General features: G+C 63.6%; 17 protein-coding genes. 10 read left to right on the plus strand and 7 right to left on the minus strand.

The annotated features are described in order from the left end of the window. Window positions 1-34: 34 nt before the first annotated feature. From recO to AC0L3H_RS26980, 8 genes are all read left to right on the plus strand, one after another. Entirely contained in the window at window positions 35-796 is a 762-nt protein-coding gene (recO, locus tag AC0L3H_RS26945; protein ID WP_027152721.1) for a DNA repair protein RecO, read from the plus strand. Continuing rightward, the gene (locus AC0L3H_RS26950; protein ID WP_473587476.1) at window positions 793-987 is read left to right on the plus strand and encodes a hypothetical protein; all 195 of its coding nucleotides are present in this window, start codon (window positions 793-795) and stop codon (window positions 985-987) included. The genes recO and AC0L3H_RS26950 overlap by 4 nt, the downstream gene beginning before the upstream one ends. A gap of 63 nt (window positions 988-1,050) precedes the next feature. Continuing rightward, the gene (locus tag AC0L3H_RS26955; protein WP_473587477.1) at window positions 1,051-3,786 is read left to right on the plus strand and encodes a DUF2339 domain-containing protein; all 2,736 of its coding nucleotides are present in this window, start codon (window positions 1,051-1,053) and stop codon (window positions 3,784-3,786) included. A gap of 66 nt (window positions 3,787-3,852) precedes the next feature. Beyond that, window positions 3,853-4,095, plus strand: coding sequence for a type II toxin-antitoxin system VapB family antitoxin (locus AC0L3H_RS26960; RefSeq protein ID WP_473587478.1), 243 nt, complete (start codon window positions 3,853-3,855; stop codon window positions 4,093-4,095). Window positions 4,096-4,388: 293 nt separating this feature from the next. Next, the gene (locus AC0L3H_RS26965) at window positions 4,389-4,907 is read left to right on the plus strand and encodes a sigma-70 family RNA polymerase sigma factor (RefSeq protein WP_128172707.1); all 519 of its coding nucleotides are present in this window, start codon (window positions 4,389-4,391) and stop codon (window positions 4,905-4,907) included. Next, complete coding sequence (locus AC0L3H_RS26970; protein ID WP_473492275.1) at window positions 4,904-5,695, plus strand: anti-sigma factor family protein; 792 nt, start codon at window positions 4,904-4,906, stop codon at window positions 5,693-5,695. Before AC0L3H_RS26965 ends, AC0L3H_RS26970 begins: the two co-directional genes overlap by 4 nt. A 259-nt stretch (window positions 5,696-5,954) precedes the next feature. Further along, window positions 5,955-7,052 carry a peptidase C39 family protein gene (locus AC0L3H_RS26975; protein ID WP_473587479.1) on the plus strand — a complete coding sequence of 366 codons (1,098 nt, stop codon included), beginning with the start codon at window positions 5,955-5,957 and terminating at the stop codon, window positions 7,050-7,052. A gap of 5 nt (window positions 7,053-7,057) precedes the next feature. Next, on the plus strand, window positions 7,058-8,521 hold the full coding sequence (locus AC0L3H_RS26980; RefSeq protein ID WP_473492278.1) for a RimK family protein: 1,464 nt from the start codon (window positions 7,058-7,060) through the stop codon (window positions 8,519-8,521). Window positions 8,522-8,622: 101 nt separating this feature from the next. Here the strand turns inward: AC0L3H_RS26980 and AC0L3H_RS26985 are convergent, their stop codons facing one another. Both AC0L3H_RS26985 and ygfZ read right to left on the minus strand, forming a co-directional pair. Continuing rightward, complete coding sequence (locus AC0L3H_RS26985; protein ID WP_128170814.1) at window positions 8,623-9,255, minus strand: HD domain-containing protein; 633 nt, start codon at window positions 9,253-9,255, stop codon at window positions 8,623-8,625. Further along, window positions 9,255-10,115, minus strand: coding sequence for a CAF17-like 4Fe-4S cluster assembly/insertion protein YgfZ (ygfZ, locus tag AC0L3H_RS26990; protein WP_473587480.1), 861 nt, complete (start codon window positions 10,113-10,115; stop codon window positions 9,255-9,257). The genes AC0L3H_RS26985 and ygfZ overlap by 1 nt, the downstream gene beginning before the upstream one ends. A gap of 82 nt (window positions 10,116-10,197) precedes the next feature. Here ygfZ and AC0L3H_RS26995 point away from each other — a divergent pair, with 82 nt between their 5' ends. Continuing rightward, window positions 10,198-11,529 carry a dihydroorotase gene (locus AC0L3H_RS26995; RefSeq protein WP_473587481.1) on the plus strand — a complete coding sequence of 444 codons (1,332 nt, stop codon included), beginning with the start codon at window positions 10,198-10,200 and terminating at the stop codon, window positions 11,527-11,529. Window positions 11,530-11,651: 122 nt separating this feature from the next. Here the strand turns inward: AC0L3H_RS26995 and AC0L3H_RS27000 are convergent, their stop codons facing one another. From AC0L3H_RS27000 to AC0L3H_RS27015, 4 genes are all read right to left on the minus strand, one after another. Further along, a complete protein-coding gene (locus AC0L3H_RS27000) occupies window positions 11,652-12,455 on the minus strand; it encodes a hypothetical protein (protein WP_473587503.1) in 804 nt (267 codons plus the stop codon). Between the two features lie 118 nt (window positions 12,456-12,573). Then, window positions 12,574-12,831: a hypothetical protein gene (locus AC0L3H_RS27005; protein WP_023800747.1), complete on the minus strand. Its 258-nt coding sequence runs from the start codon at window positions 12,829-12,831 to the stop codon at window positions 12,574-12,576. A gap of 346 nt (window positions 12,832-13,177) precedes the next feature. Next, the gene (locus AC0L3H_RS27010) at window positions 13,178-13,555 is read right to left on the minus strand and encodes a TIGR02301 family protein (RefSeq protein ID WP_473587482.1); all 378 of its coding nucleotides are present in this window, start codon (window positions 13,553-13,555) and stop codon (window positions 13,178-13,180) included. Between the two features lie 48 nt (window positions 13,556-13,603). After that, entirely contained in the window at window positions 13,604-14,023 is a 420-nt protein-coding gene (locus AC0L3H_RS27015) for an NUDIX hydrolase (protein WP_473587483.1), read from the minus strand. Window positions 14,024-14,147: 124 nt separating this feature from the next. Between AC0L3H_RS27015 and AC0L3H_RS27020 the strand changes: the two genes are divergently transcribed. Next, window positions 14,148-14,906 (plus strand): SOS response-associated peptidase, encoded by a 759-nt coding sequence (locus AC0L3H_RS27020; protein WP_473587484.1) that lies wholly within the window; start codon window positions 14,148-14,150, stop codon window positions 14,904-14,906. Window positions 14,907-14,985: 79 nt separating this feature from the next. Here AC0L3H_RS27020 and AC0L3H_RS27025 read toward each other — a convergent pair whose 3' ends face one another. Then, on the minus strand, window positions 14,986-15,141 hold the full coding sequence (locus AC0L3H_RS27025) for a hypothetical protein (protein ID WP_023800743.1): 156 nt from the start codon (window positions 15,139-15,141) through the stop codon (window positions 14,986-14,988). Window positions 15,142-15,368: the final 227 nt, after the last annotated feature.

The raw sequence follows: 15,368 nt of genomic DNA on the forward strand, positions 1-15,368 counted from the left end.
GATTTCGCCACCGAAGCGGTGACAAGCTGCGTTCATGGAATGGCGCGACGAGGGAATTATTCTCGGCACCCGCAAGCATGGCGAAACCAGCGCCATTCTTGAGGTCATGACGCGTGCGCACGGCCGCCACCTCGGCCTTGTGCGCGGCGGCCGCTCGCGCAAGCAGCAGCCGGTTCTGCAGCCCGGCAACCGCGTCGACCTGTTGTGGCGGGCGCGACTCGACGAGCATCTGGGCACCTTCCAGGCCGAGGCGATCGAGATGAACGCCGCCCGGCTCATGGACAGCGCCGTCGCCATCTATGGGCTGCAGACCATGGCGGCGCATCTGCGCCTGCTGCCCGAGCGCGACGCGCATGACGGCCTCTACGAGACGCTGGCCGTGATGATCGCCCATCTCGACGATGCGGACGCCGCCGGCGAGCTGGTGGCGCGCTTCGAATTGCTGATTCTCGACGAACTCGGCTTTGGCCTCGATCTCAGCCAGTGTGCCGCGACCGGCGCCAGGCAGGACCTTGCCTATGTCTCGCCGAAGTCCGGGCGCGCCGTGTCGCGCGCCGCAGGCGCGCCATGGCGCGACAAGATGCTGGTGCTCCCCGCATTCCTGCAGCGCGGCTCCGGGCTGCGCGCCGATCCGGCGGCGATCGAGGACGCCTTCCGGCTGACCGGCTTCTTTTTTTCCCGCCATGTCTACGAGCCCCGCGGTATCGAGGCGCCCGGCGCCCGCACCGGCTTCCTCGCCGCCCTACGCAAGCACCATGCGCTGCACAAGGTGATCGGGGGAGAGACCGTTACATGAGCGAAGCGGAACTCTATCCCGGCCGTGTGTCGCCGCTCCGCCTCGGCACCATTTCGCACGCCGACATCGCTGAATATACCGGCCTGGAATTGCTCCAGCGCATTATCGACAACAAACACAAGGCGCTGCCGCTGGCTTTCGGCACCGAAACGTGCTCGATCTTTCCGGCCGCCAATCTGGCGGCGGGCTGACTCGGCTGGCCGCCTGGCCGCCGTATTTGTCGGTCACTACTGGCTTGGTTTGGGGGAACCGCCATGTTCGAAAGCCTGATCGGCCTCGTCGCGATCATCGCGCTGTTCGTCATTATCTCGCGCCAGCAGAGCCGCATCGGCCTGATCGAGCGCGAAATTGGCGCGCTGCGCAGCCTCGTGCTTTCGGGCGTCCATGTTGGCCCGCCGCAGCCCAAGCCGGTAGAACAGGCCGCAAACGACAGCATGCCGGCAGACGCGGCAGTTGCAGCCGTGACCGACATTGCCCCGCCAGCGGCGGGCGAAGCTGAGGAAAAGCCGTCCATAGAAGTTGAAGCCGGGGAGGCCGCATCCGGACCGTGGGCTGGGGGCGAAGCGGCGCCGGCTGGATCTGCACCTGCGCCACCGGCCGCAGCGACGGCGAAAGCGGCCCAAAAACCCGACATTGAAACGGCGCTCGGCACCCGCTGGGCGGTCTGGGTCGGCGGCATCGCGCTGGCGCTGGGCGGGCTGTTTCTGATCCGCTACACTATCGAGGCCGGCATTTTCGGTCCCGGCGTGCGGCTGAGCATGGCAGCAATGCTCGGGCTGGTGCTGGTTGCCGTCGGCGAGTTCATCCGCCGTACCGGCTTCAAGGTTCCGGTGCAGGGCGTCGCCGGCGCCTATATTCCGGCGATCCTGACGGCGGCCGGTGCTTTCATCCTTTTCGGCACGGTTTATGCCGCGCATGGCGTCTACGGCTTCATCGGGCCGGCGCTCGCCTTCACGCTGCTCGGCGCCATCGGTGTGGCGACGATCGCAGCAGCCCTCGTCCATGGCCAGGCGCTGGCCGGCGTCGGCCTGCTCGGCGCGGTGGTGACGCCCATGTTGGTCGCCTCGCAGGCACCGAATCCTTGGGCGCTGTTCGGCTATTTGGCGATTGTGCTCGCCGCTACCGGCGTGATCGCCCGCCTGCGCGACTGGAAATTGCTGATGGCGGCAGCGTTCGTCGGCACCGGCCTCTGGACCATTCTTTACATGACCGATGCGCCGGGCACCAACCTGCCTGTCGTCCTCTTTATCAATGCGGTGACCCTGGCGGTGCTCGCCCTCGTCTGGCTCGGCCGTCGCGGTGGCGAAGCAGAACCCGCCAGGGGCTTCGACTGGCCATCGGTCGCGCCTGGCTTCTTCGTCGGCCTTGCGGCGATGGCGCTGTTCGTCGACCCCGCATACGCTGCCGGCGATGCTCTGCCGGGTGCAGCCCTTATCGCAGCTCTGGTCGCGGTAGCGCTCTACCGGCCGCTGGCGCTGGCGCTTCTGCACGCCGCAGGGCTGGCGACGGTTCTGGTCTATCTCGGCATCATTCCGCCAACCTCTGTCGTTTCAGACTTTTCGGATGGCGCTCTCGGCGTCGATGGCCTGCCGGCGGCAGTTGCCGATACGCTGATGCTCAGGATCGGCATCTTTCTCGGACTTGTGTTCATCGCAGCCGGCTTCTGGGCAGCGCGCAAATTTGCTGCATCGGCTCACATCCGCGCCGCCTCATGGGCGGCATGGGGTGTTGTCGCACCACTGGTCACTCTGTTGGCGCTCTGGTTCACCTTCGGCAATCTCGACCGCGATCTTGTCTACGCGGCGGTTGCAGCCATTCTGGTGGGGGTCTTCGCCACCGGCGGCGAGTGGATTGCGCGCGGTGAACAGCCGCCGCTGCAGGGCGGTGCGGCCGTCTCGTTCGCGCTTGGCGGGGCAGCAGTCGCTGCCTTGCTGATGCTCTACATGGCCTTTGGGTCCGGCTGGACGACCATGCTTCTGGGTGCCGCGGCCATCGTGCCGGCGCTGGCCACCCGCTGGCGCGCCTATCCGGTGCTCGGCTGGATTTCGGTCGCTGCGGTCATCGCGGTGCTCGGCCGCATTGCCTTCGATCCGACAATCGTCGGCGCTGAATTCCTGTCGAGGACGCCGGTGTTCAACTGGCTGCTGCCGGGCTACGGCGTGCCGGCGCTTGCCTTCGGCTTCGCCGCCTGGCAACTCGCCCGCACCACAAATGGCCGGCCACGCCTCGCCATGGAAGCGGGCGCAGCACTGTTTGCAGTGCTCACGGTTGCCATATTGGTGCGCCATGCCATGCATGGCGGCGTCATCGACATGGGTGCTGCGACGCTCGCCGAGCAGGCGATCTACACTTTGATCGCCATCGGCGCCGGCGCAATCCTGGTCGCCATCGACATGCGCTCGCCAAGCTTGGTGCTGCGCTATGGTTCGCTTGCCGCGGGCGTCGTCTCGGTCGCCTTCATCGTCATCCAGCATTTTGTGGCGCTGAACCCGCTGTTTACCGACGAATCGACTGGCCGGATCCCGGTGTTCAACCTGCTGTTCCTCGCCTATCTCTTGCCGGCCCTCGCTGCCGGGGGGCTCGCGCTCTACGTTCGCGACAAGCGGCCGAAATGGTATGCCCCGATGCTGGCGCTGGTGGCGGCGCTGCTCGCCTTCGTCTATGCGACGCTATCGGTGCGGCGGCTGTTCAAGGGCGAGTTCATCGGCCTGTGGAGTGGCCTCGGCCAGCTCGAGACCTACACCTATTCCGCGCTGTGGCTGATCATCGGCGTGGCGCTGCTAACCGCCGGCGTCTGGCTGAAGTCGCAGGTGCTGCGCGTTGCGTCGGCCGCCCTGATCTCGGTCGCCGTGTTGAAGGTGTTCCTCTTCGACATGTCGGAACTGGAAGGCGTGCTGAGGGCGCTGTCCTTCATCGGCCTTGGCGCAGTGCTGATCGGCATCGGCCTGTTTTATCAGCGACTGCTGACAAGAGCGGCGAGAGGAACCTAAGGGATCGTCTGTTTGAATGTCCAATAAAATGGAATAGTTTGAACGTTCAGCAGGAGATATTCAAAAGTGCCTCTCTATATTCGCGACAAAGAAGTGGGTGCGCTGGCCGCAAAATTGCAGTGCGAGATCAACGCTGCCAGTAAAACGGAAGCAGTGCGGATTGCACTCTTGCATGAACTTGAGCGTAACCACGCCCGCAAGCCTTTGCGTGACAGGATTGCGGTGTGGCAGGAGAAGTGTGCCGCGTTGGGGCCATCCGACCCCAACTTCGACATGAAGGCATTCACCGACGAGGCATGGGAAGACTGACGTTGGCGAGCCCGATCCGGGCGGTTCAACTGTGAGTGCCAATACGGCGTGGGATTCCGCAGCGCTGGGGGATGCGAAGGAACTCGACGGCTCGATTGTAGATCGCTGCGCTTTCCGGCACATGCCACGACTCTGCCTTCCCTCTCAATCCCACCGGGAATAAACCAGTCCGCGCCAGCGTTATCTTGTTGCTTGGGTGGCCGGGCGGCGGACCGCTTCGCGTTGGCCGCTTGCGCCGCGCCGTGAAGGCGCGTTCAATCGGATGAACAAAGGCGACCTTAGAACCAGCGGTCATGGACGACAAGAAGGCAGCAATCCTGGGCGAGATACCACGCCTGCGCCGTTATGCGCGCTCGCTGCTGCGCGATCGCGATTCCGCCGACGATCTCGTTCAGGACTGTCTCGAACGGGCGCTTGTGCGGCTCGACAATTGGCAGACTGGAGAAAGCCCCAGGAGGTGGCTGTTTACGATCATGCATCATTTGTTCATCGACCAGATGCGCAAGGTGAACCGGCGCGGCGAAGCAGCGATCCTGCCGCTGGAAGCGCGCGAGGCGCAGGCAGCGCCCGCTGAGCAGGTGGAGAGCATCGCCTCGCGCGAGATCATCGACGCGTTGCAGGCGATCAGCCCCGATCGGCGCGCAGCACTGGTCATGGTCGCCATCGAAGGCTTTTCCTATGCCGAGGCCGCCAATATCCTCGGCGTCCCGGCCGGCACGCTGATGTCGCGCATCGCGCGCGGGCGTGACGAGTTGCGCGGGTTGCTGGATGATGCCGCGCGTCGCCGGGCGATAAGGATCGTCGAGAAATGACCCGGCGCGACTTTTCCGAACGCGACATCCATATGGCCCTCGATGACGAGCTGCCGGTTGACGAGCGCGTGGCTTATGATGCCTGGCTCGAGGCCAATCCTGAAATGAAGGCGAGGAGCGTCCGCTATGTCGCCGACCGCGCAGCACTGCGCGCCGCCTTCGCCGGCGTGGTCGACGAGCCGGTGCCGGCGCGGTTGCAAAATATCGTGTTCGGCGAGGCGCCGGTCAAGACGGCGGCATCGAGCTCGCGCTGGTGGCGGGCGGCTGCCGCAGCGGCGATGCTGGCCATCGGCGGTGTTGGCGGTTATGTCGCCGGCATCGACCATCTCGGTGTGGAAGATCCGGCCGAGGACCAACTCGTCGAGCAGGCGATCGCAGCCCATGTCCTCTATGCCGCCGAGCAGCGGCATGCTGTGGAAGTGCCGGCCAGCGACAAGGATCATCTGCAGACCTGGCTGTCCAATAGGGTCGGCCTGAAGCTGGTCGCACCGGATCTGGCGGCGCAAGGATTCCAGCTCGTCGGCGGTCGGCTGCTGCCCGCTGGCGAGAGCAAGGCCGCGATGTTGCTTTATGAGGACGCCAAGGGCGAGCGCATCTCGCTGTTCGTCACAGCGGAATCGGCCGAGAAGACCAAGGGCACTTATGGATCGGAAGAAGACGGCCCCGAGGCGATCTACTGGTTGGACAAGGGCTATGGCTGCGCCGTCGTCGGCTCGCTGCCGCGCGCGCAGCTGACTGCAGTGGCGAAGAGCGCCTACAGCCAGCTTGTCGCCGGGCTTGCCAGCTGAGCTGCGCTGTTTTTCAAAGCTTGCGTCTACAGCGCCGCGTCTTTGGACACGCAAAGGACGCTGTATCACTTTAATTTGCGCATCATCCTTTTCGAAAATCGATTTCGATTTTTTTTGGGGGTCATGCGCCGCCGAAACTGTCACAATTCAGCCCGAATCGAGGTGCGATAGCGCTTGACGGATGCTGGCGCTTCGGCTGTGTTGTCGACACTTCTAACCAGGCCTTTCCAAGAATCCAATCGAGGTTTTCCAAGCCCGCATGCCTGCCGAGATTCGCACGGCCCGCGCGTCCGACGTCGATGACCTCGCGGCGATCGAAAAAGCTGTTTTCTCTGGCGACCGCATTTCCCGCCGTTCCTTTCGTCAGTTGATCGAACGCGAGACCGCCGAGATGCTGGTTGCCGAAAACGACGGCCGCATCGCCGGCTATGCGGTCGTGCTGTTTCGCAAGGGCAGCGGAGTCGCGCGGCTCTATTCCATTGCCACCGGTCCGCTTTTCGGCGGGCTCGGCATTGGCCGCATGCTGCTTGACCGGGCCGAGGAAGCCGCCTTCGAGCACAACCGCATGATGCTGCGTCTCGAGGTGCGCGAGGACAACAGCCGAGCCATCCGCATTTACGAGCAGAGCGGCTACCGCAAGATCGGCCGCGAACCGGGCTATTACGAGGACGGCGCCACGGCGCTGCGCTACGAAAAGACCCTGCGCGGCGACATTCCGGTCGCCACCAGGGTGCCGTTCTACCAGCAGACCTGCGAATTCACCTGCGGCCCGTGCTGCCTGATGATGGCGATGTCCAATTTCGATGCCGGCTTCGTGCCCGACCCGGTGATGGAAATCCGTTTGTGGCGCGAGTCGACCACCGTTTTCATGATGTCGGGGCCGGGCGGCTGCGAGCCGTTCGGCCTCGCCGTTGCCGGCCACGAAAGCGGGCTCTCTGCCGAGATATATGTCTCCTTCCATGGTGCGCTGTTCCTGCAGTCGGTGCGCAGCCAAGACAAGCGGCGCGTGATGGAACTGGCGCAGGTCGACTTTCGCCGGCGCGCGGAACGTTACGGCATCCCGGTGAATTACCGTCCATTCGCCATCGATGATATCCGCACCGCAATCGCAGAAGGAAAACTGGTGTTGGTCCTGATCAGCGGCTTCCTTATGTTCGGCAAGAAGGTTCCGCACTGGGTGCTGGCCATCGGCGACGATGGTGACCATATCCTGATCCACGATCCCTGGGTCGAAGACGAGAGACAGGAGACCATCCTTGATGCCGCCAACATTCCGGTGCCTTACGGCATCTTCATGAACATGGCGCAATTCGGCCGCGATGGATTGCGTGCCGCCATAATCCTCGGAAAGCGCTGAAGACAATGACCTGGGTCATCCTTACCGGCCGGCAGAACGATCTCGATCAGGTGGCGACTCCGCACAAGATCATCACCAATCGCGACTATCTCGCGCATCCAGCGCTATTTCGCGGCCAGCGGCCGAAAGTCATCAACCTGTCGAACAATTACGGCTACCAAAGCCGCGGCTACTATGCCTCGCTGCTCGCCGGTTCGCGCGGTCACAAGGTCATTCCGACGGTCGAGACGATGATCGACCTGTCCGAGCGCAAGCTCTACGAGCATGCGCTGCCGGAGCTGGAACTCGCGCTCAACAAATGCCGCAAGGATCTGGGCGGAGCCTTTCCGCAAAAAGTCTGCATCTTCTTCGGCATCGGCTCGTCGAGGATATGGGATCGCTTCGCCAAGCTTTTGTTCGACTGGTTCCGGGCGCCGGCGTTGGAAGTCCACATCACGGACAGCGCCGAATGGGCCTCGATCCGCAAGATCGGCTTCCATCCGCTGGCCAGGATGACCGAGGAGGAAGAAAAGCGCTTTCTTCAAAGCCTCGAGACCTACACCAGCCGCGAGTGGCGTGACACCAAGGGCCGCACGCCGGCGCGCTACACCTTCGCCACGCTGGTCGATCCGCATGAGGAGTTGCCGCCATCGGAGATCTCGTCGCTACGCTATTGGGCCAAGATCGCCGAGAAGATGGGGGTCGAAATCGAGCCGATCACCAAAAAGGATCTGGCCAAGCTCGCCAACTACGACGCGCTGTTCATCCGCGAGACGACTTCGATCTCCAATCACACCTACCGCTTCGCGCGCCGCGCCCAGCAGGAAGGCATGCCGGTCATCGACGATCCGCTGTCGATGATCCGCTGCACCAACAAGGTCTATCTCAACGAGCTGATGACCTACAACAAGGTGCCGGTTCCGCCGACGGTGATGATCGCCGGCATCTCCGACCTTGAAGTGGCGGCGCAGACGCTGGGCTTTCCGCTGGTGCTGAAAATCCCGGACTCGTCGTTTTCACGCGGAGTCAAGAAATGCGCTACCTTTGAGGAGCTGAAGACGCTTGCCACCGAATGGCTGGAGGATTCCGATCTCCTGATCGCACAGAAATTCATTCCGACCCAATATGACTGGCGCGTCGGCGTGCTCGGCGGCCAGCCTCTGTTTGCCGTGCACTACCTGATGGCCAAGAAGCACTGGCAGATCGTCAACCACAAGGCCAACGGCAAGCCCGACCAAGGCGGCATCAAGACCTTCACCTTGAAGGAGGCGCCGGCCCATGTCGTCGAGACGGCGGTGAGGGCGGCGCGCTGCATCGGCGATGGCCTCTACGGCGTCGACCTCAAAGAGACCAAGGACGGTGTCTTCGTCATAGAGGTCAACGACAATCCCAACCTCGACCATGGCTGGGAGGACTCTGGCGAAAAAGATGAGGTCTGGGTGCGGCTGACGCAGTGGTTCCTGGAGCGGCTCGACCGACAGGGACGGTAGCAGGGGTTCTATCCGATCGACGCCCCAGCCTTCTATTCGTCGCGGCAGGCTCACACCTTCGGCTCCCCGCCCGAACACGGCGCTGTATCCCTCAGCGTTTTTCAGTCGGCCGGCTGCACTGTTTGGCGCCGCGATTTCTCGATTGCCGCATACCGTTTGAGAAACGCGTTTTGCGCCCAGGTCACCGAACGCGGGGTGAAATCGAAGCGGTCGGCATTGAAGCCGCGCGGCCGGCCGAAGAATTCGGTCGCCTCGGCGGTCGAAAAACCGGCAAGCAGCGTCGCCTCGAAATAGGCGGCGATCTGGTCGGCGCGCTTGATCTCCTTGCGCAGGCCCGCAACCGGTTCGACCGGCAGCAAAAAGCGCAGATGGATGGCACGCTGCAGCCTCAGCTCGCACTCCTTGTAGCTGCCGCCCATCACCGATTTGAACGGTGAGATCATGTCGCCGATGACATATTCCGGAGCGTCGTGCAGCAAAGCCGCCAGCCGCGCATCGGCTGGGGCGTCCGGCACCAGCTCGCCGAAAAGCGCCTCGACCAGCAGCGAATGCTGGGCGACGGAAAAGGCGTGATCGCCGATGGTTTGGCCATTCCAGCGGGCGACGCGGGCAAGCCCATGGGCGATGTCCGAAATCTCGATGTCGAGCGGCGAGGGGTCGAGCAGATCGAGCCGCCGGCCCGACAGCATGCGCTGCCAGGCGCGCGGCGGCGCGCCGGGACGGTCGGCCGCCATCAGGCCTCCTCCGCGCCGACGGGTTCCTGCGGGAAGATGAATTTCGCCCAAGCCGGGATGGTGAGCGACACCGGGACGTCATCCGCCATGATCGGCTGGCCGGCTTCGAGCGCTGCCTTGACGCGGTCGATGCGGGCTATGGCGAGGCCCGCCGTGCCGGCGGCCGTGCCAAGCGTGCCGACCGGTCGCCCTGCAACTGTCACCTCTGTGCCGGGAGCGGGCAGGGGCCGTTCGGCCGAAACGATCAGCACCCGCCGTCTGGCGGTGCCGCGATGCTGCATCCGCGAAACCACCTCCTGGCCGACATAGCAACCCTTACTGAAGCCGACGCCGCCGGTCTCGTCGAGCAGCACATCATGCGGGAAGGCGTCGCCGAGCTGATAGTCGCTGCCACTTTCGGCAATCCCGTGGCCGATGCGCAGAGCTTGCCATGCGGCCGGGTCGCCGCCGGCGGCAGCGGCGCCATAAAAGCGATTGACGACTGCGTCGCGGAACCGTGCATCGGCAACCGGCGTTGAATCAAACTGCGAAGCAGTTGAATCATTCCCCCAAACAACAGCGACAAGTCCCTGATCTGCCTTGGCGATCTCGACCTTGGCCCGCAATTTGTAGAGCATCAGCCGGCGCATGAAATCGTCTGATATATCGGATCGGCATTCAAGGCGGAACAAATTCTCGCCAGCGCGGGAGATCAGGAAGTCGAACAGAATCTTGCCTTGCGGCGTCAGCAAAGCGCCCGGCTTTGCCTCGCCGGCAGCCAGCGCGTCGAGGTCGGTGGTCAGAATGTTCTGCAAAAAACTCTCGGCATCCGGGCCTGACACGGAAACGAGCGCGCGGTCTTTCAACTGGGCGAAGGGCATGGGCGGAAAAGAACCTGATCTTGCAAAACGGTCGGCCATTACGTAAGCCGCTGGCACTCCCCCCGCAAGAGACCGGATCAGCATGGCCACGACCTACGACCTCATCCTGACAGGCGGCACGGTGGTCAACCACGACGGCGAAGGCCGGCGCGACATCGGCATCAACGGCGGGCGCATCGCCGCTATTGGCGATCTCGGCCAGGCTTCCGCTGGCGAAACGGTCGACTGTCGCGGCCTGCACATCCTGCCGGGCGTCGTCGACAGCCAGGTGCATTTCCGCGAGCCGGGGCTGGAGCACAAGGAAGATCTGGAGACAGGTTCGCGGGCAGCGGCGCTGGGCGGCGTCACCGCCGTCTTCGAGATGCCCAACACCAACCCGCTGACCACCAGCGAAGCAGCGCTTGCCGACAAGGTTCGGCGTGCCACCGGCCGCATGCATTGCGACTTTGCCTTCTGGGTCGGTGGCACCCGCGAGAACGCAAAGGACGCCGGCGACCTTGAGCGGCTACCCGGTGCTGCCGGCATAAAAGTGTTCATGGGCTCGTCGACCGGTGACCTTTTGGTCGAGGACGATGAAAGCGTTGCCTCGATCCTGAGGAATACCCACCGCCGTGCGGCCTTCCATTCCGAGGACGAATTCCGGCTGCGCGAGCGGCTCGGCGAACGCATCGAGGGCGACCCGGCCTCGCATCCTGTGTGGCGCGACGAGATCGCCGCCTTACGCTGCACCGAGCGCCTGGTGCGCATTGCGCGCCAGGTTCGCGCCCGCATCCACGTGCTGCACATCTCGACCGCCGAGGAGATTGTTTTCCTCGAACAGCACAAGGACGTCGCGACCTGCGAGGCGACGCCGCATCATCTGACGCTGAGCGCGGATGATTATGCGCAGCTTGGCACGCTGATCCAGATGAACCCGCCGGTGCGCGCATCGCGCCACCGCGACGGCATCTGGCGCGGCATTGCGCAAGGCATTGTCGATGTGCTGGGTTCCGACCACGCCCCGCACACGCTGGCCGAGAAGGCGAAACCCTACCCGGCCTCGCCGTCGGGCATGACCGGCGTGCAGACGCTGGTGCCGATCATGCTCGATCACGTCAATGCCGGCCGGCTGACGTTGCAGCGTTTCGTCGACCTGTCCAGCCACGGCCCGCAGCGTATCTTCGGCATGGCCAGGAAAGGCCGCATCGCCGCCGGCTACGACGCCGATTTCACGATCGTCGATCTGAAGCGCCGCGAGACCATCACCAATGCGCAGGCAGGCTCGAAGGCCGGCTGGACGCCCTATGACGGCAGAGACGTGACCGGCTGGCCGGTCGGCACGATCGTGCGCGGCCGGCGCGTAATGTGGGAAGGCGAGATCGTCACACCCGGACAGGGCAGTGCGGTGGAGTTTTCCGAGGCGCTGGCGGTATAGAGCGGCGGACTTTCAAATCGCATCGTCCCGCCGCTTATCTTCTGTTTGAGCATCGGATTTCCCAAAACCGGTATCCACTCCGATGCTCTGGGCGGGCTTGAGGGTAGGAGAGGCTATGCCGCTCAGTCTCCGGCGACGAAGAACGTCCACTGTCCATCCGGGGTGATGCCGACGCGGTAGAAGATGTAGGCGCCGAACTGCTTCATGCTGTCATAGTCGCCGGCGGTGACGATCTTGAACAGCTCGACCCGCTGCCTGGCGTCGAGTTTGTCCAGCGGCAGCGCGAAGAAATATGGCCAGACATAGAGCTCCTGCGGCGTGCCGACATCGACATGGACATAGCCGGCACTGAGCACCTCTTCCAGGATGGCGAGGATTTCCTGGCCTTCCGCGTCGCCCGAAAGCCCTTTCAGGAAGGTGATCGGATCGCCGTCGATCTCGGCCAGCGACAATTGGGTCATCGCATCGCCCTGGCCGATCAGCGGCCGGAGTTTTTCGATGTCGCCGCTTTTGCAGGCCCCGATAATCAAATCGTGCATGCGCCTGACCGGCTCCGGCAGCTTGCCGAGATCGTAGACGACCTCGGGCAAGGGTTCATCCGGGTCGACTTGCGGATTGGCTATGCCACCATCGTCTGTTGGCCCGCCCGGTTCGACCTGTTCCCGTTCGTCGGGTGGCGTCGGTTGGCTCGCCGCAGGCGGCGTCGCGCCGAGCGGGCCGGGCGTCGGCACCGCGGTTCCGGGCGGCGACATGTCGTCGTCGGCGGGCGGCGTGACTGGCGAGGGCAGGTCCTCGCGCTTGATTTCACTCAAAGCATAGGCGGGGCTGATTGCGAGACAAAGCGCCAGCGGAAACGCGGCGCAAAAAGCGGCAAGCCGGATGCTGAGGGCCAAGCCACGCGGCTGGCCTGACGTCGAAAAATTCACCGCCTGCCTCTCCATGATTCCGTCCAGCTGCCCGGGCCCTTACAGGTGCCCAGGCCCGCCCAGGTGCCCGGGGCATGACGCCCAAGCGGCACGCCGTCATCGAAGAGCCTTATGCCAGTCAGTGCCGCAGCCGTCCCGGCTCGAAGGCCCCAGCTATCACCTTTTCACGCATGCGGTCGAGCAAGGCAAGGGCCGAGGTCTCGCCATTGGCGCGCAGCATCTCGCCGAACGCGGTTTCGAGGGCCGCCTCGGCGATGATTTCCGTCTCGATTCCGGCCGAAAGCCCTTCCGCCCAGGCCTCGCTGTGGCTTTCCACTGCAGTCAGGCGCTTTTCTTCCCTGACCAGCGCGTCGATGTCGTTGACGCCATGTTCCATTGCGATGTCCACCCTTTTCAAGCGGCGATCCGGCGGATGCGGATCAGGCTTGGGCTGTCCCTTTTACTCGCAGGTTAAGTAAGTACTTGTAAATACGACATTTCTGGGGTCGTTTCGACAAGGGTTCGTTACGTTTTGCAAACCTGCGTTCGATCCGATTCAAAACTTAGCCGATTAGGCCGGCGAGCGGGATGAAAACCTTCAGTTTGAGTTAATTCCCCATCCGCGCCGTAACGTTTTGTTAACACCGTTGCAGAAGTGCAACACAACAATTGCACCAAGACGCCACCAGACACAAGCGGGCCGGGACACAAGCGGGTCGGGACACAAGCAGGGGGAGCCAGGCTCAGTTGCCGTAGCGCGAAGCGATGTCGCGCGACAGCGTCTCGCCTTCCTTCATGTAGCGGCCGATGGCTTCGGTCGCCGAGGCGGTACATTGTGTGTAGGTGCCGCCAAAGGAGCGGTAGCCGCGGTTGAAGCTGGCGATGAAGCGGGCGCGCCGCTCCGGGTTCGGGTTTTCCGAAGCAATCAGCTTCTCCATCTCGACCCGCCATTGGTCGCCCTTCTCGCCGCACAGATTACGCAGGAAATGCAGCGACCCAAGCACCTCGGCCAGCCGCATCAGCCCCGGCTCGAACGGCGACTCGGCGGCCATGGCCGGCCGCGCCCCGATTGCCGTACTGGCGGCGAGGCAAACTGCAAGGAAAACCGATGCACGGATCATAAATCTATGTGGCCAAACAATTTGTCGCCTGCAAGGCGATTTTGGAGGTTACTCGCCTGTATTCCTGAGCAATTCGTCGGCAACGGCAAACACCGAAGCGGCAATCGGCAGCGCCGTCATTTCGCTGAGTGTATAGAAGGCGGCGGTCTCGGCGTCGTCGCTGGCCACGGGCTCGCCGCCGGCATAGGTGGCGCCGAATACCGTCAGCAGATAGTCGACCGGGTGCCCGTCGCTGCCGCCGTCGATGTGGATTTCCCGAAGGCGGCGGTAGTTGTGCGCATGCAACCCGGTTTCCTCCAGCAATTCGCGCTGCGCGGCTTGTTCCAGCGTTTCGCCGGCCTCGACCTTGCCGCCTGGAAACGCGTAGAATCCTTGCGAAGGCTGCCGCGCCCGCTTGACTAGCAGCACCGTGTCGCCGCGGACAATGGCGACCGATACAGCCGGGAGTATTTTGCGCATCTCGTCCATGGATCTCCGATCGCTATTTGCCGCAGCCGGTTGTGGACCGGTCGGCGAGAGCAATCATTAGCGGTTGCGCAACGCCGGTTCCATCGCCACCTTCACATCCGACCAATCCAACGAGTTTCAGCTTATGTGCGGACGCTTCGCCTTGACCGCCACGCCGGACCGGGCTGCCGCTTTTCTCGGTCTGCCAGAACTGGAGGATTTCCCGCCCCGCTACAACATCGCACCGACGCAGCCGGTGCTGATGGCGATTGCAGGCGTGCCGCGGGCGCCAGGCTCGAACCTTCCAGACCGGCAGCCGATGCTGGTGCGCTGGGGGCTGATCCCGGCGTGGGTGAAGGACACGCGTGAGTTTCCGTTGCTGTTCAACGCGCGCGCGGAGGGAGCAGCGGAAAAGGCCTCGTTTCGCGCCGCCATGCGCCATCGCCGCGCTCTGGTGCCGGCTTCCGGCTTCTACGAATGGCGTCAATCAGGCGGCAAGCGGGGACAGCCCTATTGGGTGCGGCCGAAGCACGGCGGGCTTGTCGCCTTCGCCGGACTGATCGAGACCTATGCCGAGCCGGGCGGCTCGGAGATGGACACCGGCGCCATCCTGACCGTCAACGCCAATGCCGACATTGCCCATATCCACGACCGCATGCCGGTGGTGATAAATCCGCAGGATTTCGCCCGCTGGCTGGATTGCCGCACGCGCGAGCCGCGCGACGTGGCCGACCTGCTCAGACCGGCACAACTCGATTTTTTCGAGGCCGTCCCGGTTTCCGACCTCGTCAACAGGGTCGCCAACACCGGGCCGGAGATTCAGGAAAGGTGGCCGGAGTTCGAGAAGGCCAGGCGCCGGAAGCCGGGCGCCGACGACAGTCAGATGAGCTTGTTCCAGCAGTAGCTGCTATTTTCTGGGGCGCTTCAGCGCCTTCATTGCCGGCGCTGCCATTTCCGGGCGAACCCGCCGGCCGCACGTCACATCAGGCAGCGCGCGGCGAGGTGATCTTCTGCACTGGCTTCTTCTTCTTCGCTGTGTGGAGAAGGGCGGCGACGATCGCGGCCGGGCCGATCGCCCGGTATTGGCTGGCGAGCGCCGGTTGCTTGGCGCTGCTGGAGTCCTGCTTGGCTCGAGGCATCTTTCTCTTCCCTGGTAACGTCTTCGTGTCCGCGTTTGCTGGTCGAATCCGACCAAATCGTGACATCTGCTGATCTAGCCGGTGAATGTTTCATGACTGTGCCGAGATGTTTAATAAAATGTTTCGCCGCGTCATTACCTGTGATCCAGCGGCTCTTTTGCCGAAAGTTGCGACTTGACGGCAACACTGGCTGAGGCGATAAAGCCGCTCATGAGAACGTCTTTCGC

The organism is Mesorhizobium sp. WSM4816, from assembly GCF_055811535.1.